The sequence below is a fragment of the Streptomyces cathayae genome (genome assembly GCF_029760955.1).
Classification (GTDB): Bacteria; Actinomycetota; Actinomycetes; order Streptomycetales; family Streptomycetaceae; genus Streptomyces; species Streptomyces cathayae.
Window position 1 is genome coordinate 3,294,622 of the sequence record NZ_CP121682.1, and the last position, 19,198, is coordinate 3,313,819.

At 69.6% G+C, this 19,198-nt stretch carries 17 protein-coding genes; 9 read left to right on the plus strand and 8 right to left on the minus strand.

From position 1 onward, the window contains the following. Positions 1-46 precede the first annotated feature (46 nt). The 3 genes from PYS65_RS14860 to PYS65_RS14870 all read right to left on the minus strand — a co-directional run bounded on the left by PYS65_RS14860 (position 47) and on the right by PYS65_RS14870 (position 1,933). Positions 47-256 (minus strand): DUF397 domain-containing protein, encoded by a 210-nt coding sequence (locus PYS65_RS14860; protein WP_279334433.1) that lies wholly within the window; start codon positions 254-256, stop codon positions 47-49. Then, positions 253-1,122 carry a helix-turn-helix domain-containing protein gene (locus tag PYS65_RS14865; RefSeq protein ID WP_387036792.1) on the minus strand — a complete coding sequence of 290 codons (870 nt, stop codon included), beginning with the start codon at positions 1,120-1,122 and terminating at the stop codon, positions 253-255. The genes PYS65_RS14860 and PYS65_RS14865 overlap by 4 nt, the downstream gene beginning before the upstream one ends. 544 nt (positions 1,123-1,666) lie before the next feature. Continuing rightward, positions 1,667-1,933, minus strand: coding sequence for a hypothetical protein (locus PYS65_RS14870; protein WP_279334435.1), 267 nt, complete (start codon positions 1,931-1,933; stop codon positions 1,667-1,669). A 410-nt stretch (positions 1,934-2,343) separates the two neighbouring features. Here PYS65_RS14870 and PYS65_RS14875 point away from each other — a divergent pair, with 410 nt between their 5' ends. The 7 genes from PYS65_RS14875 (at position 2,344) to PYS65_RS14905 (ending at position 9,079) form a co-directional block, all read left to right on the plus strand. Continuing rightward, entirely contained in the window at positions 2,344-2,526 is a 183-nt protein-coding gene (locus tag PYS65_RS14875) for a hypothetical protein (protein WP_279334436.1), read from the plus strand. Positions 2,527-2,689: 163 nt separating this feature from the next. Continuing rightward, entirely contained in the window at positions 2,690-3,511 is an 822-nt protein-coding gene (locus PYS65_RS14880; protein WP_279334437.1) for an SAM-dependent methyltransferase, read from the plus strand. Positions 3,512-3,676: 165 nt separating this feature from the next. Beyond that, complete coding sequence (locus PYS65_RS14885; RefSeq protein ID WP_279334438.1) at positions 3,677-4,234, plus strand: hypothetical protein; 558 nt, start codon at positions 3,677-3,679, stop codon at positions 4,232-4,234. Beyond that, positions 4,231-4,896: a hypothetical protein gene (locus tag PYS65_RS14890; protein WP_279334439.1), complete on the plus strand. Its 666-nt coding sequence runs from the start codon at positions 4,231-4,233 to the stop codon at positions 4,894-4,896. Before PYS65_RS14885 ends, PYS65_RS14890 begins: the two co-directional genes overlap by 4 nt. Then, positions 4,896-6,845 (plus strand): putative T7SS-secreted protein, encoded by a 1,950-nt coding sequence (locus tag PYS65_RS14895; RefSeq protein WP_279334440.1) that lies wholly within the window; start codon positions 4,896-4,898, stop codon positions 6,843-6,845. The genes PYS65_RS14890 and PYS65_RS14895 overlap by 1 nt, the downstream gene beginning before the upstream one ends. Positions 6,846-7,232: 387 nt before the next feature. Continuing rightward, positions 7,233-8,405, plus strand: a complete 1,173-nt coding sequence (locus tag PYS65_RS14900; protein ID WP_279334441.1) for an ADP-ribosylglycohydrolase family protein — start codon at positions 7,233-7,235, stop codon at positions 8,403-8,405. Then, positions 8,402-9,079: a toxin glutamine deamidase domain-containing protein gene (locus tag PYS65_RS14905; protein ID WP_279334442.1), complete on the plus strand. Its 678-nt coding sequence runs from the start codon at positions 8,402-8,404 to the stop codon at positions 9,077-9,079. The genes PYS65_RS14900 and PYS65_RS14905 overlap by 4 nt, the downstream gene beginning before the upstream one ends. 182 nt (positions 9,080-9,261) lie before the next feature. Here the strand turns inward: PYS65_RS14905 and PYS65_RS14910 are convergent, their stop codons facing one another. Together PYS65_RS14910 and PYS65_RS14915 are read right to left on the minus strand one after the other, a co-directional pair. Then, entirely contained in the window at positions 9,262-9,915 is a 654-nt protein-coding gene (locus PYS65_RS14910) for a response regulator (protein ID WP_279334443.1), read from the minus strand. Next, entirely contained in the window at positions 9,894-11,183 is a 1,290-nt protein-coding gene (locus PYS65_RS14915) for a sensor histidine kinase (RefSeq protein ID WP_279334444.1), read from the minus strand. The genes PYS65_RS14910 and PYS65_RS14915 overlap by 22 nt, the downstream gene beginning before the upstream one ends. Before the next feature lie 196 nt (positions 11,184-11,379). Between PYS65_RS14915 and PYS65_RS14920 the strand changes: the two genes are divergently transcribed. Both PYS65_RS14920 and PYS65_RS14925 read left to right on the plus strand, forming a co-directional pair. Beyond that, the gene (locus tag PYS65_RS14920) at positions 11,380-12,117 is read left to right on the plus strand and encodes an ABC transporter ATP-binding protein (RefSeq protein ID WP_279334445.1); all 738 of its coding nucleotides are present in this window, start codon (positions 11,380-11,382) and stop codon (positions 12,115-12,117) included. After that, the gene (locus PYS65_RS14925; protein WP_279334446.1) at positions 12,111-14,570 is read left to right on the plus strand and encodes an FtsX-like permease family protein; all 2,460 of its coding nucleotides are present in this window, start codon (positions 12,111-12,113) and stop codon (positions 14,568-14,570) included. Before PYS65_RS14920 ends, PYS65_RS14925 begins: the two co-directional genes overlap by 7 nt. 41 nt (positions 14,571-14,611) lie before the next feature. Here PYS65_RS14925 and PYS65_RS14930 read toward each other — a convergent pair whose 3' ends face one another. The 3 genes from PYS65_RS14930 to fusA all read right to left on the minus strand — a co-directional run bounded on the left by PYS65_RS14930 (position 14,612) and on the right by fusA (position 19,179). Further along, the gene (locus PYS65_RS14930) at positions 14,612-15,499 is read right to left on the minus strand and encodes a hypothetical protein (RefSeq protein WP_279334447.1); all 888 of its coding nucleotides are present in this window, start codon (positions 15,497-15,499) and stop codon (positions 14,612-14,614) included. Between the two features lie 204 nt (positions 15,500-15,703). Beyond that, positions 15,704-16,897, minus strand: a complete 1,194-nt coding sequence (gene tuf / locus PYS65_RS14935) for an elongation factor Tu (RefSeq protein ID WP_279334448.1) — start codon at positions 16,895-16,897, stop codon at positions 15,704-15,706. 155 nt (positions 16,898-17,052) lie between these two features. Continuing rightward, on the minus strand, positions 17,053-19,179 hold the full coding sequence (gene fusA, locus PYS65_RS14940) for an elongation factor G (protein ID WP_279334449.1): 2,127 nt from the start codon (positions 19,177-19,179) through the stop codon (positions 17,053-17,055). Positions 19,180-19,198: the final 19 nt, after the last annotated feature.

A 19,198-nucleotide genomic window follows, 5' to 3' on the forward strand; every position in this document is an offset into this window, starting at 1 on the left:
GTCCGTGAGGCCAGGGCGAAGGCGCGGGGAGCGTGCCGTTGGGGTGTCAGCGCTCCGACGCGTACGTCACGAAGCTCGTCCACGCGCCCGGCGCGAGGGCGAGCCGAGGACCTGCCACGTTCTTGGAGTCGCGGACGTGGACGGTGCGGTGCGCTATCGCGATCTCCACGCAGGAGTCGCCCTCGGGGCCGTCGCTGTAACTGCTCTTGAACCATGCCAGTTCGGAGGCCTCACCGGCAGCGGTCTCGTGGATCATTCTTCTCCCAGCAGTTGCTCGATGAAGGCCAGGGACTCCCTCGGACAAAGAGCCTGAGCCCGAATGGTGCTGTACCTCAGTTCAAGGATGCGGAGCTGCTTCAGTTCAGAGGTCGGGCGACCATTGAACGCTCCATCAGAGCGCCCCACTGCCGTACCGTCCCCGAACTTCAGCACCTCGATCTTGCCGCTCAGCCCAGGGTGCTCCCCCGCGCCCGTCGGCATCACCTGAAAAGTGACGTTGCGCCGCTGCGCCACCTCCAGCAGGTGTTCGAGTTGCTGACGCCACACCATTGTGCCCCCAACCCGTCGGCGCAGCGCCACCTCTTCTTGGACGAAGCTGAGCATCGGGGCCGGACTCCGCTCGAAGATCGACTTACGTCCCATGCGCGCGGCCACCAGCTCATCCAACTCTTCGTCCGAGTGGGCGGACTGGGACACCTCGAACAAAGCTCGCGCATGCTCCGGTGTCTGCAACAACCCATGGATGCTGAGTCCGACGTACACGCCCAGCTCGACCGCCCTGGCCTCCAGCTCCGCCAGCGCCCGCACGCTCTTCGGATACCGGACCTTCTTCACGTCCTCCCAGGCCGCCGAGAGCAGCCCGTCCGCTCCCAACACCTCGTCGGCCCTGTCCAGATACTCCGGCTGAGGAATCCGCTTCCCACTCTCGACCTTGTAGACCAGGTCGTCCCCGTACCCGACCGCCGCCCCGAACTCGCCGACCCGCATCCCCCTCGCTTCCCGCCGCAGCTTCAACTGACGGCCCACCGTGGTGATGACCGCGACGCCCCACTCGTCCTCCGGATCCACCTCCCATCCCGGCTCGTCCGCCTCACTCCTGCTTCGTACCGCCTCGCCATCCATCGTCATGCCACACCCCTCCGTCGTCCCGCGCCGTACCGCGACGCCCTACCCATACCAACCGCCCCGACGGCCCGGACAGCACCGGACAACCAACCGACAGTCGCCACACGTAGCCGATCCGTCACAACTCACGATAGATCGCGACAGCCCTCCCGGGTGAACCAAAGGCGCAATTCACACTTTCGAGCGTCACTACGCGATACCGGTCACCCGCGACCGACGACACTCAACGACGACGGACCACCGGCACAGACACAGAAGGCGTCCCGCCGGGCGACACATGGGATCTTCACGGCCCCGGCATTGCAGGGCCGGAGAGACATGCCTCGCGGAAAAGCGTGAGCAGTCGGCAGACATGTGTCACGCAAGCGCTCAAACGAGCGCCGTGAGGGTAGTTGCCGTCGAAATGCTCACGCTTTTGGGACAGTGTGTCCTCCCGGAAAGCGGGCGCGCGACCTTCAGCGTCCAGCCGGTCAGGAATACGGACGGTGCATTCGGCCTCGTCCAGTCCACCCACCACGCTGCGCGCCGCCCCTCCCCCACTTCAGCATGCTGCTGCCTTCCACCTCACGGCCGTGTCCCCGGCCGGGATTTCCGCCTCGTGCTTCACGCGGTCGACGGCACGCTCCGCATCGAGGTGACCGATACCCGCTGCGAACGCCTGCCCGAGCTTCAACCGCCCTCTGCCGAAACCGAGTCGGGCCGCAGCCTGATCCTCCTGGACGCGCTCGCGGACCGCGGCGGCGGCGTCATCCACGAGAACACCCGCCACACCGCCCGCTTCGTGCTGATCGGCAACCACCTCGCCCAACACCAGCAGTTGTCACTGCTCGCGATCGGCCTCGGCTGCCACATCCAGTCGCTGCCCAGCGGCACCCCCGTGGACATCAAGAGCCTCGCCGCCCACTTCCAGGAGGGCACCACCCGCATCTCCGTCGCCCTGCGGGGGCCGGAGACCCACGGCTACCTGCGTCGCGAACGCGTCCGCACACCCTCCGGCCGCATCGTCACCCGCACGATCTCCTGCAACCAGCCGAGGCCCCGGCGCGAGACGGCGGACACCGGCTGCCCCGCCCGGCAACCGCGTTTTACCCCGCGACCCCGGCCGGCGGCGGAGCGCACGCCCCAGCCCGACTGCACCGCCCCCGCACTCCTCCAGCAGGCCACCGACCTCCTCACCGGCCTACGGCGACACAACCCCCGTCCGCCTTCCTCTCCGAAGTGGAACACAAGGCCGCTGAACTGGTCAGAGCGGCCGAAGTACGGTACCTGCACGGCCGCGCGTACGACAGTGACGACCCGAAGGGCGGCGACGTCACCGTTCACGGCGGGATGTTCACGTACCAGATCGTCGTGCGCAGCGAACGCGTCTACGTCGTCCAGGTCACCTACCTGGGCTGGTGACCCCGCCCCGACGCGCCTATGTCCGGGGCGCCTGATCGCCCCGCACTCTGCCGTCAGCCGCTCCGCCCGCCCGGGGTTCCCGGCGGTCCGCGTCGATCGGGAACTGGCTATCGTGACCACCACTTTCACAGGTCAACTCCCGTGCGCGGCAAGGGTAATCACGATGGAGCAGCAGGACACAGGCTTGGACACCCCCGCGCGGATCGACACCGGCAAGCCGCATCCGGCGCGGATGTACGACTGGTTCCTCGGCGGCAAGGACAACTACCCGGCGGACGAGGAACTGGGCAGGCAGTTGGTGGGGTTCGCGCCGGACATCCCGGTCATGGCGCGGATGAACCGGGCTTTCATGCACCGCGCCACACGCTGGGTGGCCGGCCAGGGCGTGCGCCAGTTCCTCGACATCGGCACCGGCATCCCCACCGAGCCCAACCTCCACCAGGTCGCCCAGGAGATCGCACCCGACGCGCGCGTCGTCTACTGCGACAACGACCCGATCGTGCTGGCCCACTCCGAAGCGCTGCTCCGGGGCACCTCTGAAGGGGGCGTCGACTACGTGCAGGCGGACGCCCGTGACACCGCCGCCATCCTGGAACACGCCCGTAGGACCCTGGACTTCGACCGGCCGATCGCGCTCTCGCTGATCGCACTGCTGCACTTCATCAGCAACGAGGACGGCGCCTACGAACTGGTCGAACACCTCAAGGAAGCCCTGGCTCCAGGAAGTTACCTGATCATTTCCCACCTCACCCCCGATTTCCACCCGGAGGAGGCTTCGCGGAAGGTCACCGACCTGTACAAGGCGGGCGGGCTCACCATGGACATGCGCAGCCGGGAGCGCTTCGCCCGCTTCTTCGAGGGTCTGGAGCCCGTGGCCCCGGGCATCGTGGCCGCCGAGGACTGGCACCCGGAACTCGGAGAGCCGGTTCCCGGCCAGGAAGACGTCCGCAGCGGGGCCTACGTGGCGGTGGCACGCAAGAACTGACCCCGCCCCGAGCAGGCCCGGCGAGCACCAGATCCGTACCCATGCCCTGCCACCCGACACGGCACCTGGCGGGACTTCGCCACGGCGGGCCACTGCAGCCGGAGCAGCGAGAGGTCAACTGGGCCGCTGGGGCAGCAGTGGTGGGTGATGTGCCAAGGTTGTGCGATGACAGATTCCGGTGGCGGCACGGGGGTGCCGGTACGGCGTTCCCGACTTGCCGAGTACGCGGAAATGACCGGGCAACCACCAAAGACTTCCCGCCAGTCGGAGGTTTCCAGGAGCGCCACGGCGTCCGAGCGTCCCGGCCTGGTGGAGACGGACCGGGGCGCCGAGCCCTCCGACGCGGAAGTCGCGGCCCGACGACGGGAGTTCACCATGTTGCTGGAGGTCTTCCGTGACACGGCGGTCCTGGTCCCGCTGCGGAGCGGCGGGTGGCTCACCGCCGACTTCGGCGGTGTGCGCTGGATCCTGGCCTTCTCCGACGAATCGGCCTTGGCCCGGTACGCGTTGGCCCGTGACGAGGCCCACCAGGAGTGGACGTATCAGACCGTGCTCGGGGCGCGACTGCTGGACGTGGCGGTGCCGGAGGCCAAAGTTCCCTGCGGCGTGGCCCTGGACGTGGCCGACGGCGCCGAGCACGCGGTGCTGTTTCCGCCGGTGTCGGGAGTGGTGCCCGACGCCTTCGCCGTGGATCACATACATCGGGGGGGTGCGCCTCGATGACGGGAGGCGGCGACGGCAAGGACCTGGCGGCGATCGGTCTCGACGAGATCGCCAAGGGACTGACGCTCGCTCTGGGCGAGCTGAAGGAACTCGGCATGGTCGGCGAGGCCGGCACCGGCCGTGGCTTCGGCGACATCGCGCTGTCCGGGCTCGAACTGGGTGCGGCGGGCCTCACCAGTGCCTTCGACTCCTTCTGCGAGCGGTGGGAGTGGGGCGTGCGCTCCCTGGTCAACGAGGGGAACGGGTTCGCGCTCAAGACCGGGCTGGCGGCCGGCACGTACTACGAGGTCGACCAGTACGTGGAAGGCGCCATGAAGATCGGCGTCAACTCCGTCATGGGCAACCCGTACGCCTCCGAGGAGGAGATCACCGACAAGGACTGGGGGCAGGTCCTGTCGAGCAACGCGTTCACCCACATCAGGGACGCCGACTACAGCAAGGAGTCCTTCGACCGCGCTTGGGAGAACAGCGCCCAGGGGTGGAAGGACGCGGGCCGGGACGTGATGACCTCCGAGAACCTAGGTCTGCCGGGGGCGGGCCCGGAGAGCGTGCGCGAGCGCCTGGGGATTTCGGAAGCCCGGTACGAGCAGCTGCTGGACGAGCAGTTCGGCCCTTCGCCCGAGGAGCGCGCCCGTGCGCAGAGTGACGGGAGCGCTGGCTGATGGGCGTCCTCGACGACCTCGGCGACGACTTGGGCAAGCTGAAGGACGGTCTCGACAGCGGCCTGAAGGTCGTCGAACACGGCATCGACGCGGGCAAGAGGATCGTCGGCGAAGGCGTCGACTGGGGCACCGACCGGCTCGGCGAGGGCCTGGACGGGATCGGCCTGAAAGGCGCCGCGGACGCGGTGGAGGACTGGGGCGACGAGCTCGCCTCCGACCTGGGTGCCACACCGGGCGAACAGCAGCTCGGCCAGACCGAGGAAGCCGACGAACTCGTCCACGGGAACCCCGAAAGGATCCGGGGCAGCGCCGGGCACCTGCGCGACTTCTCCACCGCCTTCGACAAGGTCGGCTCGGGGATGAAGAAGGTCGACTCCTCCAGCTGGCGCGGCGAGGGCGGAGACACCTTCCGCGAGAAGTTCGGCGTCCACCCCACAAAGTGGCTCCGGGCTGCCGACGCCTGTGAGGCAGCCGCGGGCGCACTGGAGTCCTACGCCGGCACCGTCACCTGGGCACAGAGGCAGGCACAGGAAGCGATCGCGCTCTACAAGCGGGGCAGACAAGCTTCCGAGCAGGCCGTCGAGGACCACAACAGACAGGTCGACGCGTACAACGCCAGGATCAAGGCCGAGCAGAGCCCCGGACCGCCGCCCGGGCCGTTCCGCGATCCCGGCGAGGAGACCGTCCGGCAGGCGCGCGAGAAGCTCGCCGAGGCGCGCAAGCAGCGCAACACCGCGGCCTCGGACGCCGAGCGGAGCATCAGAAAAGCCCTGGCCCACGCCCCGGCCGAGCCGCCGCCGCTGGAACGCATCGGCAACAACATGGTCGACGGCTTCATCGCGGGGAACATCGAATCCACCCACCTCGTCGGCGGTGTGGTCAAGGGCACGGCGGGTCTGCTCAACTTCGTCCGCGGCATCAACCCCGCGGACCCCTACAACCTGACCCACCCGGCGGAGTACCTCGAGAACACCTCGATGACGCTCTCCGGTCTGGTCTCCACCGTGGCCCATCCCGACCGGGCGGTGACCGCCGCGGTGGAGGGCTTCAAGAAGGACCCCTCCGAGTTCATCGGCCGCCTGGTTCCCGAACTGCTCGGCACCAAAGGCGCGGGGGTGGCCCGCGGCGGCCTCCGGCTCGCGGTGAAGGAGGGCGTGGAGGGCGGCGTCAAAACCGGTCTCCGGGAGGGTGTGGAGGCCGGGACACGTCCTCGCTCGCCGCTCGACGACGCGGCCGGCACGCACCGGCCGGACTCACCGGGCGACGGCTTCGACTACCGGCCCCAGGTCACGAACGACGGGTGGAGCGGGCTGAGTGCCGAACAACGGCACCAGGTGGCGGCCGCAGAACTGGAACGGGGCGCGCGCTCGTTCGCGGACCCCGACGCGGCCATTTCCTACGGCAGGGACAACTGGAACCGCTACGTGGACGATCTGCCGCCGGAGACGCGCCAGGCGCTCCGGGATTACACGGGTGAGCCGCCTTACCCGGGGGCACCGGGCTATGCGACCTACCGGGAGATGAACGGCTTTCTTCGGGGTGATCCGCAACTGGGCACACCTGAAGTGCTCAACAACATTCGCGAAGTGGACAGGGCCTTGGCCGGGAACCCCCTGCCGGAGGACGTGATGGTCGTGCGCGGCAGCGGTACCGACCATATGCATTTCAAACGTCCGGAAGACCTGATCGGCCGGACGATGAGCGACTCCGGATATATGTCCTCCTCACTGGGCAATCACCCGGTTCCGAGCTTCGAGGGCAAAGAGGCGATCCTGCGCCTGCGTGTCCCGGAGGGCACGCACGCAGCGTGGGTGGAGAGAGTGAGCGACTTCGGTGTCACGGAGCGGGAGCTCCTGCTCGGACGGGACACGAACTACCGCGTGACACGTGCCTTCTTGGACGAGAAGGGACAGGTTCAGATCTACGGCGAAGTCCTGCCGCGTGATTGACTGCCCGCTGTATGACCGACGCAAGTTGCCCGCGCTGAGCACCTCGACGTAGCACCCGATCAGGAAAGACCAACCAGCATGAGCTCCGAACACCCTGACCGCCGGATCAACCCACGCTTCGCCGAGAGCGTCGGCGGCCACATCGTGCCAGGAGGACCACCGCGTTATGCCCTTCATACCGGACGCCCCGTGCAGTACGTGGCATTCGCCGACACCGAGAACCGAGTGCTCGGTTACGTATGGGCGAACGACGAGGACGATGCCGCCGGCGTAGAACTACACAGCGCTGCAGGTCCTGATGCTTCCAACAGCGCTGGCGCTTGGGTGTTGCACCTGCATTCGGCCAAGGAGCGGGGCATCGCGCCAACTCAGGCCCTGACGGAAATCATGACGCAGCCGATCGCCGTCCACGGTCTCCACATCGTGCCGGACTCCCTCTCCCAGGCCGAGAGTCTCGCCGTCCTCGACGAACTCACCGAGCGGGAGTGGCGCAGGGACACCGTCAAGGGTGGATCGACGGCAGCGATCTTCGGTCTCGCCATCGGTGACGCTCTGGGCTATCCCACCGAGTTCCTCGACATCGCCCGGCTCACCAGCCGATACGGCTCCTGGCGACAGCTGGAGCTGCCCGTCCACTCCGGTGTGGCCCGGGTCTCGGACGACACCCAGATGACTCTGGCGGTGATCGAGGCGCTGGCGGACGTCGCGGAGCACGGCGTCTCCTCCCTGACGGCCGCGACCGTCGAGCCGGCCCTGCGGGCACGCTTCGTGGCCTGGCTCCGCTCGCCGGACAACAACCGCGCTCCGGGGCGGACCTGCCTGGACGCGTGCGCGGCCCTGGAACGCGGTGTGCCGTGGCAGGAGGCCACCGTGATGGCCTCCAAGGGGTGCGGGGCGAACATGCGGGTGGCGCCCGTCGGTCTGCTGCCGGGGCTGACGGCGGAACAGCGCGCCGGTACGGCCCAGTTGCAGGCCGCGCTGACCCACGGCCATCCCACCGCGCTCGCAGCCAGCGACCTCACCGCACACGCCGTGTGGCTGCTCACGCACAACTGCCACCCCTCGGAGTTGCTGCCGCGGCTGCGCCACTACGGCCGGTCCGCACGCCGGACGTATCACGGAGACTGGCTCGACGACCTGGCGCAGCGGGCGGGTGCGGCCGACCCCGCCGCATTCATCGCACACGGCTGGGACGAGACCCTGGCGGCTCTCGACACCGTTTCCGCCGCTCTCGACCGGCCCGACCCGGAACGCGACCCCTGCGAGGTGGTCGGCGCGGGCTGGATCGCCGAGGAGGCTCTGGCCACTGCCCTCTACTGCTTCCTGCTCTTCCCCGAGGAACCCGTGGCGGTCGTCCAGCGAGCGGCGTTCTCCTCCGGCGACTCCGACTCCGTCGCCGCACTGGCCGGAGCGTTCGCCGGGGCGTCGGTCGGCGGCTCGGCCTGGCCCGCCGACTGGGTACGCGCGCTCGAGTACGGGGACCGGGTGCGCCCCCTCGTCTCCTTCTGGGACTCGGGCAACCCGAAGAGCTACCGCGGCCCGTCGGGGCGCCGCGCATGAGCCGACCCGTACGGCTGGCCACCGAATGGCTTCAGCAGACGTACAAGGGCCTGGTGGAACTGTCCGGCCCCGACGTCGTGCACGAGACGCCCACCGCGTGGCTGCTCGGCTGCCGGTCCGTGGCGCAGCCCGGTTTCCCCCGCACTCCCATGCTCGCGGCGTCGATCGTCGTGCCCAGGTACAACGGTCTGCCCTACCACCCCGCCCCCGGCGCTCCGCTGGCCGACCTGGAGCCCGCTCCGAGCTGGAAGCTGGCCGACCGGCTGGTTTCCCAGCCGCGCAGGCTCAACGTGCGCGGCCGGGTGGTGGCCCTGCACCACCGGATCGACGGCACCTTGGTGACTCCCCTGCCGTGGGAACCGGGCCACGAGGCTCCGGGGTGGTGGGGCAGGTTGGTCCGGCGCTATTTCCCGGAGTTCGAGCCGAGGGCGGTGAACGACTGGGACGACATCATCCGCGCGGTCGGCACCACGGGGCCGGACTCCCGAGGTCTGGTCTGGGTCCGACGTGAACTCGGCGGCCGGGAGATCACCGGCCATCTCGTCCACGTGCACAACAACGCCGGCCACGTGGTCTTCCTCGACCCGATGACCGCCTCGTCGGCCACGCTGGAGACCACCGGTGTTCGCGAGCTTCGCCTGTTGCGCTCGCTGCCCGGTGACCGGGAGCAATAGACCAGGTCAGGCCCACGTACCGGACACCCTGCGACGGTCCATCGGTCGGGGCCCGCACGAGGGGGCCGAGGCAGCCGCGTACCGACGGCCGCCTCGGCCCCCTCTCAGTCCGTCTGGTGACGGCACGGGGCGGACAGTCCCGTGTCACGGACCGGTTGCCGGATTGCTCACGGTGCGCCGCGTCAGGCCCTCAGATACGCCAGGACCGCCAGCACCCTGCGGTGCGTCTCGGTCGCCGGGGGCAGGTCGAGCTTGGTGAGGATGCTGCCGATGTGCTTGCCCACGGCCGCCTCGGAGACGACGAGTTCACGGGCGATGGCGCCGTTGGACCTGCCCTCCGCGATCAGGGCCAGCACCTGCCGCTCGCGCGGGCTGAGCCGCTCCAGGGGGTCGCGGCGGCGGCGCAGCAACTGGCGTACCACCTCCGGGTCGACGACCGTGCCGCCGTCCGCGACCTCGGCCAGCGCGTCGACGAACTCCTCGACCTGGCCGACGCGGTCCTTCAGCAGGTAGCCGACGCCCGTGCCGTCGCCGGAGTCCAGCAGTTCGGCGGCGTACGCCCGCTGCACGTACTGGCTGAGGACGAGGACGGGCAGAGTGGGGCGCTTCTCCCGCAGCCGTACCGCCGCGTGCAGGCCCTCGTCCTGGAAGCCGGGCGGCATGCGGACGTCCGTCACGACGATGTCCGGGGCGTGTTCCTCGACGGCGGCGACGAGCCCCTCCGCGTCGCCCACGGCCGCCACGACCTCGTGGCCGAAGCGGGCGAGCAGGCCGGTCAGCCCGTCCCGCAGCAGCACACTGTCCTCGGCCAGTACTACGCGAAGCGTTCGGTCCACTCGCAAGGAATCTCCACGCACAACAGGGTCGGTCCGCCCGGCGGGCTGGACAGGGAGAGTCTGCCACCCAGTACGGACACCCGGTCGGCGAGTCCGGTCAGTCCACTGCCCGCCCCGGCCTCGGCGCCGCCCCGGCCGTCGTCGCGGACCTGCAGGAAGAGCCGTCCGTCGCGGTGCCCTCCGGTCACCTCCGCGCGGTCGGCTCCGCTGTGCCTGGCGACGTTGGCGAGGGCCTCGCAGACCACGAAGTAGGCGGCGGCCTCGACCGCCCGGGGCAACCGCCCGGACAGCTCCAGGCAGACGTCGACGGGAACGGCGGACCGGTCGGCGGCGTCGGCGACGGCCGCCTCCAGGCCGTAGTCGGCGAGCACCTTGGGGTGGACGCCGTGGATCAGCTCACGCAGTTCCTCCAGCGCCTTGCCCGCCTCCCCGTGGGCCTTGGCCAACTGGTCGGCGAGAGCGCCGGGCGGTGCATCGAGGCGTGCCAGACCGAGGGTCATCGTCAGGGCGACGAGGCGCTGTTGGGCGCCGTCGTGCAGATCGCGTTCGATCCGGCGTCGCTCGGCGTCGAAGGCATCCACCAACCGCACCCGGGAGCGCGTGAGTTCGACGACCCTGGCGCCCAGGTCGCCCTCGCGCGGGGCGATGAGGACCCGGGTGAGTTCGGCCCGCGCGCCCGCCGCCAGGCCCAGCGCGTAGGCGCCCAGGGCGAGGAACAGAAGCCCCAGCACCGCCACGCCGAACGCGGTCGGCCAGGTGGTGACCGTCCACTGCTTGAGCACCTTCGTCTCCTCGCCCTCGCCGACGGTGGCCATCAGCAGCGGGGTGGCGACCGTGGCAAGCGGTAGGGCCAGGGCGGCGGTGACGGCGAGGGCGTCCACCGGCCAGAGCAGGCCGGCGAACAGCAGGGCGTAGCCGAGTTCCTGCCAGGTCGCCCGCTCCCGCAGCCGGGTGGTCAGCCAGGCCCACAGGCCCGCGGCGGTGGGCTGCCGGGGCCGGCCGGGCGCGGGATCACGGTCGACCAGACGCAGGCGCCGCCGTTCCACCTGGGCGACGGGGATGCCCGCAAGGGCGGTGAGGACCAGCAGCGGCAGACCCACCACGACGACGGCGAGGACACCGCCGGCGGCAGCCGCGACCACGATCCCCACCAGGGTCGCGGCACCGGCCACCGCCCCGGTCACCAGGTAGACGACCGCGCGCCAGGGCCACGCCGACAGCAGGAAGCTGGGGCCGGACATGGCCTGCCACACGTTCCGAGGGTGCATGCGGATCACCGTAGAACTCCCGTGCGCGGCGAGACCATCGGTCCAGGGGGTGTCCTGGGGGTATGGCAGGCCCTACCCGGTTTCTCGCCCCTGCCGCACTGCGCCGGGGTGATCGCGGACGGTTTCGTGGAGTCACCACGGAGAAGCCGTTCCGCCGAACACGGCGGGAGGCCCGACACCCGACGAGTGGGGACAGATGAACGACGACGCGATCCAGGTGCGCTCCGTCAGCAGGCGGTACGGTTCGGGCGACAGCGCGGTGACGGCCCTCGACGAGGTCTCCCTCGCCTTCCCCAGGGGCACCTTCACCGCCGTGATGGGCCCCTCCGGCTCGGGCAAGTCGACCCTCCTGGGGTGCGCCGCCGGCCTGGACCGGCCCACGTCGGGATCGGTGGTCGTCGGTGGCACCGAGCTGACCGGGCTGAGCGAGACCAGGCTGACCCTGCTGCGCCGTGAGCGCATCGGGTTCGTGTTCCAGGCGTTCAACCTGCTGCCGTCGCTGACCGCCGAGCAGAACGTGGCGCTCCCCCTGCGCCTGGCCGGCCGTCGCCCCTCCCGGGCCCGGGTGCGCGAGGCGCTTGCGAGGGTCGGCCTCGGCGACCGGGCCCGGCACCGGCCCACAGAGCTGTCGGGCGGTCAACAGCAGCGGGTCGCCCTGGCCCGCGCACTGATCACCCGCCCCGAGGTGCTGTTCGGCGACGAACCGACCGGTGCCCTGGACTCGCAGACCAGCCGCGAGGTGCTGGCACTGCTGCGCGACATGGTCGACCGCGAGGGCCAGACCGTCATCATGGTCACGCACGACCCGGTGGCCGCCTCCTACGCCGACCGCGTGGTCTTCCTCGTCGACGGCCGGGTCCACGGCGAGCTGGCCGGGGCCGGAGCCGACGGCATCACCGCGCACATGACCAAGCTGGAGTCCGTGCCGTGCTGACTGTCGCCCTGCATACCCTGCGCACGCGCTGGGTCACCTTCCTCGGCAGCTTCGTCGCACTGTCGCTCGGCGTCGCCCTGCTCACCGTCATGGGGCTGGTCCTGGCCGCCTCGCTGGACGCTCCGGCCCGCACGCCGGAGCGGTTCGCCGCCGCGCCGGTCGTGGTCCGGGGCCAGGACATTCTGCGGGTGCCGACGCCGGCCGGCGACCGTACGCAGGAACTCGCGCAGCCGCGTGCCGTGCCCGCCCCGACCGTGGCGAAGCTGGAGCGGCTCGGCACCGTCGTCGAGGACCGGTCCTTCCCGGTAAGGGTCCACGGCGGGCCCGGTGACCTGGTGGGCCACCCCTGGTCCACCGCCGCGTTCGCCCCGTACCGGATCGACGCGGGCCACGCGCCGCGCACGGCCGACGAGGTCGTCGTCACCGGCGACTGGGCGGCGCCGGGCGAGCGCGTGCGGACGGACCGGGGCACCCTGCGGATCGTGGGCACCGTACCCGACCGCGGCTTCGAGGACGCCGTCTTCTTCACCGACGCACGCGCCGCCCGACTCTCCCCGTCCAGCGCGCAGTTGGTGGTCGACGCGGAGGTTTTCGCGGTACGGGAGGCGGTGCGGGGCAGCGCGGGTGTGCAGGTGCTCACCGGGGACGACCGACGGTACGCGGACGCCGACCCCGACCGGGACAGCGAGGCGCTGACCGCGATGAACGCCCTGTTCGGCACGGCCGGCGGCGTCACCGCGTTCGTCTCGGTGTTCGTCGTGGCGTCCACGTTCGCCTTCGCGGTCGCTCAGCGGCGCCGGGAGTTCGGGCTGCTGCGTACGGCCGGGGCGACGCCGGGTCAGCTCCGCCGGGCGGTGTTCGCCGAGGCCCTCCTGGTCGGCGTGCTCGCCTCGGCCGCAGGCTGCGTACTCGGCACCTGTGGTGCACCGCGGCTGGCGGAGTGGGTGGTCGACGGCGGACTGGCGCCGGCCTGGTTCACCATCGGCGACCACACCTGGCCGTACCACGCGGCCTTCTGGACCGGCCTCGTCGTCGCCCTGTGCGGCGTGGTCGCGGCGTCCTGGCGGGCCGGTCGGACCGGCCCCACCGAGGCCCTGCGCGAGGCGTCCGTCGACACCGGGGCGATGACCCCGGGCCGGTGGCTGTTCGGTCTCGGGCTGCTGCTGACCGCCCTGGTGACGCTCGGCATCGCCCTGGCCGATGACCCCGGCGACCTGCTGCACCGCAAGACCTATATGAGCCGGCCGATGCTGCTGATCACCGCGGTCGCGCTGCTCGCCCCTGTCGTGGTGCGCCCGCTGACCCGGCTGCTGTCCTGGCCGCCGGCCCGGTTGCCGGGTGCCATGGGCATGCTGGTGGGCGAGAACGCGGCCGCCGGCGTGCGCCGCACCGCGACCGTCGCGGCACCGGTGCTGGTCACGGTCGCTCTCGCGGGCTCGCTGCTCGGTGCCACCACTACGTTGAACGAGGCGAAGGCCACCGAGACCCGCGAACGGACCGCTGCCGTCTTCGTGGTCACCGCGCCGGACGGCACGGGGTTCGACGAGCGGACCGTGAAACGGCTGCGTGCCGTACCCGGGGCGAAGGTGTCGCCGTCCTCGTCGAGCGCGGTGTACGTCCTGGAGGAAGGCGCGGCACTCATCAAGTCCGAGGCACGCGCCGTCACCGGCCCCGAGGCCCTCGTCGCCACCACCAGGCTGCCGCTCGCCGCGGGGAGGGTGTCCGACCTCGACGACGGTTCGATCATCGTCAACGAGGAGTGGGAACGGCACTCGGTGGGCCGCAGCGTGCGGGTGTGGCTCGGGGACGGCACGGAGAGGACACTGCGTATCGCTGCGGTGATGACCACCGGCACCGGCAACAGCGGCGTCTACGTCACCGCGGCCAACGCCCCCGGCGCCCCCGTCGACCGGGTGGACGTCGCCCTCGCCGACGGCGCCGACAGCGGGGCCGTGGCCGCCGGGCTGCGCGAGGCGGTGCGGTCGGCAGACGGTCAGGTGCTCGGCAAGGACGAGTGGGTCGCGGACACCCGTCCGGGGACCAACCGTTCGACCCGGCTCGGCCTTCTGCTGGTCCTCGGCATCGCCCTGCTCTACACCGGCATCTCCCTGGTCAACACGATGGTGATGGCCACCTCCGACCGGATCCGTGACCTGGCGGTGCTGCGACTGGCCGGGGCCACCCACTGGCAGGTACTGCGGCTGGTGTGCGCCGAGTCGCTGCTGGTCGTCGCAGTCGGAGCGCTCCTGGGACTGGCCGTCACCACGCTCAACCTGGCCGGGATGTGGGCGGCCCTGGGCCTGCTCTCGGTACGCCCCACACCCGTGCTGCCGTGGCCGGAGATCGGTGCGGTCGTCGGCGCCTGCGCGTTCCTCGCGGTACTCGCATCGGTCGTCCCGGCCGGCCTGGCCCTACGGCGCCGTGCGGTGGAACTCACGGGCATCCGCTCATGACCACCCGTCTCGACGCGCCGCCGCCGCGCCGCCGAACCGGCTCAGCCCGCCTCGTCGCCCTCGAAGACCTCCGCCGCCGACGTGGCCGTGATCGCCCGGGTGAACCAGACGTCCAACGTGTCCAGGTCACCGCACCCGGCAATACGCTCCAGCTCCTCCGCGGACACCTCGATGCCCCGGCCGTCGAGCAGGCGCAGGATGTCCTCCGTCCGGCCCTCGATCCGGCCCTCGCCCCGGAGCCTCTGAGCAGTCTCCGACTGGAAGAAAGAGAGGTCGACAGCCATCAGGTGCCTCCAGAGATCCGCGGCCGGCGTCTTGCCGAGGCCTTGTCCGGTGAGTTCGATGAAGGTGCCTGCGGTGTCCTCGTCGTCGGCCGACAAGCCCTTCAGCGCCTTTGCCAGCGCGTTCAGTATGGCATCGGCGTCCGGATCCCGGCGGTGCAGAGCCGCCGACAGGACCGTGAGCGGAATGTCGCGAGCGGCCTCGTCGGGGCTGGCGATCACCGGCAGGCTGTCCGGCCCCAGGACCAGCGGACGCAGGGTGAGCGAGGGCCACTGCGGCGGGCCGATGTCCACCTGCCGGGCGGCCCAGGCCGCGGTGGACCGGTCCGCGCAGACGACGAGGAGGACCGGAGGGATGCCGTACTCGGCGTACAGGTGGGAGAGACAGTACGCCCAGCTCGCGGGCTTGTCGGAGGCCCGTTTCCCCTGGGACTCGACCGCCAGGATGAACTCGCCGTCCTCGGTGTCCATCCTCAGCAGCGTGTCCACCCGGCGCTCCATCGGACGGTTCTCCGTGAGGTCGGTGGGAAGCGGGGAGGCGGAAACAGGCGGCGGAAAGGAAACACCGAGCCCTCTGACGGCACGGGCGAAGAGGCCCGGGTCCTCCTGGAAGATCCGGTGCAGGGCCTCATGGGATGAGCTGAGCATGATCCGAAACTAGGACCGTCTCCCGCTCCACGGCGCGCATATGCCAACCTTTCCCGCGATCGGGTGACAGGCGGGATGTGGAGATTGACACCGTCAGTCCCCCAGCCCCCTGCAACGCGAAAAGGCCCGCACGACCGAAGTCGTGCGGGCCCTCTCAGGTGCTCGCGGTGGAGCTACCAGGTCGGATCAGCAAGCAGCCGGAGCTTACTTGTTGATCTTGGTGACCTGGCCGGCGCCCACGGTCCGTCCACCCTCACGGATGGCGAACTTCAGGCCCTCTTCCATGGCGATGGGCTGGATGAGCTGCACCGACATCTCGGTGTTGTCACCCGGCATGACCATCTCGGTGCCCTCGGGGAGGGTCACGACGCCGGTCACGTCCGTCGTACGGAAGTAGAACTGCGGGCGGTAGTTGTTGAAGAAGGGGGTGTGACGGCCACCCTCGTCCTTCGACAGGATGTAGGCCTGGGCCTCGAACTCGGTGTGCGGGGTGACCGAACCGGGCTTGATGATGACCTGGCCGCGCTCGACGTCCTCGCGCTTGATGCCGCGGAGCAGCAGACCGACGTTCTCACCGGCCTGGCCCTCGTCGAGCAGCTTCCGGAACATCTCGATACCGGTGACCGTGGTGGTGGTCTTGTCCTGCTTGATACCGATGATGTCGACGGTCTCGTTGACCTTCAGGACACCACGCTCGATACGGCCGGTGACGACCGTACCGCGACCGGTGATCGTGAAGACGTCCTCGACCGGCATGAGGAACGGCTTGTCGACGTCACGCTCGGGCTGCGGGATGGCCTCGTCCACGGCCTTCATGAGCTCGAGGACCGAGTTGCCCCACTCCTTGTCGCCCTCGAGGGCCTTCAGAGCGGAGACCTTGACGACGGGAACGTCGTCGCCCGGGAACTCGTACTCGGAGAGGAGCTCACGGACCTCGAGCTCGACGAGCTCCAGGATCTCCTCGTCGTCCACCATGTCGGCCTTGTTCAGGGCGACGACGATGTACGGAACGCCGACCTGGCGGGCCAGGAGGACGTGCTCCTTGGTCTGCGGCATCGGGCCGTCGGTCGCGGCGACCACGAGGATGGCGCCGTCCATCTGCGCCGCACCCGTGATCATGTTCTTGATGTAGTCCGCGTGACCGGGGCAGTCGACGTGGGCGTAGTGACGCTGCTCGGTCTGGTACTCGACGTGCGAGATCGAGATCGTGATACCACGCTGGCGCTCCTCGGGCGCCTTGTCGATCATGTCGAAGGCCGAGGCCTCGTTCAGGTCCGGGTACGCGTCGTGCAGCACCTTGGTAATGGCGGCCGTGAGGGTCGTCTTACCGTGGTCGATGTGACCGATGGTGCCGATGTTGACGTGCGGCTTAGTCCGCTCGAACTTCGCCTTCGCCACTGGGGTCCTCCTGTGGAGTGGTTCTGTACGCCTTACTCATCGGCGCCAGGTGATCTTTGCTGGAAAGCCCGGGGCCGGGGGCATTCCACCGGTTTTGCGGCGGAATGCCCCGAGCAGGCTCCGGGGTCAAGCCTAAAGCGTGTGAACGGAGTCCGTTACTCGCCCTTGGCCTTCGCGATGATCTCCTCGGCGACGTTCCGCGGAACCTCGGCGTAGGAGTCGAACTGCATCGAGTAGCTTGCGCGACCCGACGTCTTGCTGCGGAGGTCCCCGACGTAGCCGAACATCTCCGAAAGGGGCACGAGGCCCTTCACGACGCGAGCACCGGCCCGCTCCTCCATGGCCTGGATCTGGCCACGGCGGGAGTTGATGTCGCCGATGACCTCACCCATGTAGTCCTCGGGCGTGGTGACCTCGACGGCCATCATCGGCTCGAGGAGCACGGGCGAAGCCTTGCGCGCGGCCTCCTTGAAGGCCTGCGAGCCGGCGATCTTGAACGCGAGCTCGGAGGAGTCCACCTCGTGGTAGCCACCGTCGAGAAGCGTGACGCGGACGCCCGTCATCTCGTAGCCGGCGAGGATACCGAACTGCATGGCCTCCTGCGCACCGGCGTCCACCGAAGGAATGTACTCCTTCGGCACACGGCCACCGGTCACCTTGTTCACGAACTCGTACGAGGTGTCGCCGCCCTCGATGGGCTCGATCGCGATCTGCACCTTGGCGAACTGACCGGTACCACCGGTCTGCTTCTTGTGGGTGTAGTCCACGCGCTCGACGGCCTTGCGGATCGTCTCGCGGTAGGCGACCTGCGGCTTGCCGACGTTGGCCTCGACCTTGAACTCACGGCGCATACGGTCGACCAGCACCTCGAGGTGCAGCTCGCCCATACCGCCGATGATGGTCTGGCCGGTCTCCTCGTCCGAGTGGACCTGGAAGGAGGGGTCCTCCTCGGCCAGGCGCTGGATCGCGACGCCCAGCTTCTCCTGGTCACCCTTCGACTTGGGCTCGATGGCGACCTGGATGACCGGCGCCGGGAAGTCCATGGACTCCAGGATCACCGGGTTCTTGTCGTCGGACAGCGTCTCACCGGTGGTGGTCTGCTTCAGGCCCATGACGGCGACGATGTCGCCGGCGGTCACCGACTCGATCTCCTCACGCTTGTTGGCGTGCATGCGGTAGATCTTGCCGATGCGCTCCTTCTTGCCCTTGACGGAGTTCAGCACGGCGGTGCCGGACACCAGGCGGCCCGAGTAGACCCGGACGTAGGTGAGCTTGCCGAGGTGCGGGTCACTCGCGATCTTGAACGCGAGGGCCGACAGCGGCTCGTCCACGGACGGCTTGCGCGTGATCACGACCTCGGGGTCCTTGACGTCGTGGCCCTCGATGGCCTCGATGTCGAGCGGGGTCGGGAGGTAGCGCACGACCGCGTCGAGCAGGGGCTGAACGCCCTTGTTCTTGAACGCGGTGCCGCAGAACACCGGGGTGATGGTGGTGTCGGTGGACTTGCCGGACGCGATGGTGATGCGACGGATCGCGGCGTGCAGCTGCTCCTGGGTGGGCTCCTGGCCCTCCAGGTACAGCTCCATGATCTCTTCGTCGTTCTCCGCGACGGCCTCGATCAGCTTGCCGTGCCACTCCTCGGCGGCCTCGGTGTGCGTGGCCGGGATGTCGACGACGTCGTACATCTCGCCCTTGGCGGCCTCGGCGGACCACACGAGCGCCTTCATGCGGACCAGGTCCACGACGCCGTTGAAGTCGGCCTCGGCACCGATCGGCAGCTGCATGACCAGCGGCTGCGCACCCAGGCGGTCCTTGATCATGCCGACACAGCGGTGGAAGTCCGCGCCGGTACGGTCCAGCTTGTTGACGAAGCAGATACGCGGCACGCCGTAACGGTCGGCCTGACGCCACACCGTCTCGGACTGCGGCTCGACACCGGCGACACCGTCGAACACGGTCACGGCACCGTCGAGCACTCGCAGGGAACGCTCCACCTCTACGGTGAAGTCGACGTGCCCCGGGGTGTCGATGATGTTGATCGTGTAGTCGTTGTCCTCGAGCGGCCAGTGGCAGGTGGTCGCAGCAGAGGTGATCGTGATGCCACGCTCCTGCTCCTGCTCCATCCAGTCCATCGTGGCGGAACCCTCGTGGGTCTCGCCGATCTTGTACGACACGCCGGTGTAGAACAGGATCCGCTCGGTGGTGGTCGTCTTGCCCGCGTCGATGTGGGCCATGATCCCGATGTTGCGGACCTTGGCCAGGTCAAGTGAAGTGGTAGCCATAAGGCTTCAGTCTTCTCTC

Excerpts from the sequence above, each read along its gene's own strand:
- PYS65_RS14860 (WP_279334433.1), bottom strand. The coding sequence starts at position 256 with ATGATCCACGAGACCGCTGCCGGTGAGGCCTCCGAACTGGCATGGTTC.
- PYS65_RS14865 (WP_387036792.1), bottom strand. The coding sequence starts at position 1,122 with ATGGATGGCGAGGCGGTACGAAGCAGGAGTGAGGCGGACGAGCCGGGA.
- PYS65_RS14880 (WP_279334437.1), top strand. The coding sequence starts at position 2,690 with ATGGAGCAGCAGGACACAGGCTTGGACACCCCCGCGCGGATCGACACC.
- PYS65_RS14885 (WP_279334438.1), top strand. The coding sequence starts at position 3,677 with ATGACAGATTCCGGTGGCGGCACGGGGGTGCCGGTACGGCGTTCCCGA.
- PYS65_RS14890 (WP_279334439.1), top strand. The coding sequence starts at position 4,231 with ATGACGGGAGGCGGCGACGGCAAGGACCTGGCGGCGATCGGTCTCGAC.
- PYS65_RS14895 (WP_279334440.1), top strand. The coding sequence starts at position 4,896 with ATGGGCGTCCTCGACGACCTCGGCGACGACTTGGGCAAGCTGAAGGAC.
- PYS65_RS14900 (WP_279334441.1), top strand. The coding sequence starts at position 7,233 with ATGACGCAGCCGATCGCCGTCCACGGTCTCCACATCGTGCCGGACTCC.
- PYS65_RS14905 (WP_279334442.1), top strand. The coding sequence starts at position 8,402 with ATGAGCCGACCCGTACGGCTGGCCACCGAATGGCTTCAGCAGACGTAC.
- PYS65_RS14915 (WP_279334444.1), bottom strand. The coding sequence starts at position 11,183 with ATGCACCCTCGGAACGTGTGGCAGGCCATGTCCGGCCCCAGCTTCCTG.
- PYS65_RS14920 (WP_279334445.1), top strand. The coding sequence starts at position 11,380 with ATGAACGACGACGCGATCCAGGTGCGCTCCGTCAGCAGGCGGTACGGT.
- PYS65_RS14930 (WP_279334447.1), bottom strand. The coding sequence starts at position 15,499 with ATGCTCAGCTCATCCCATGAGGCCCTGCACCGGATCTTCCAGGAGGAC.
- fusA (WP_279334449.1), bottom strand. The coding sequence starts at position 19,179 with ATGGCTACCACTTCACTTGACCTGGCCAAGGTCCGCAACATCGGGATC.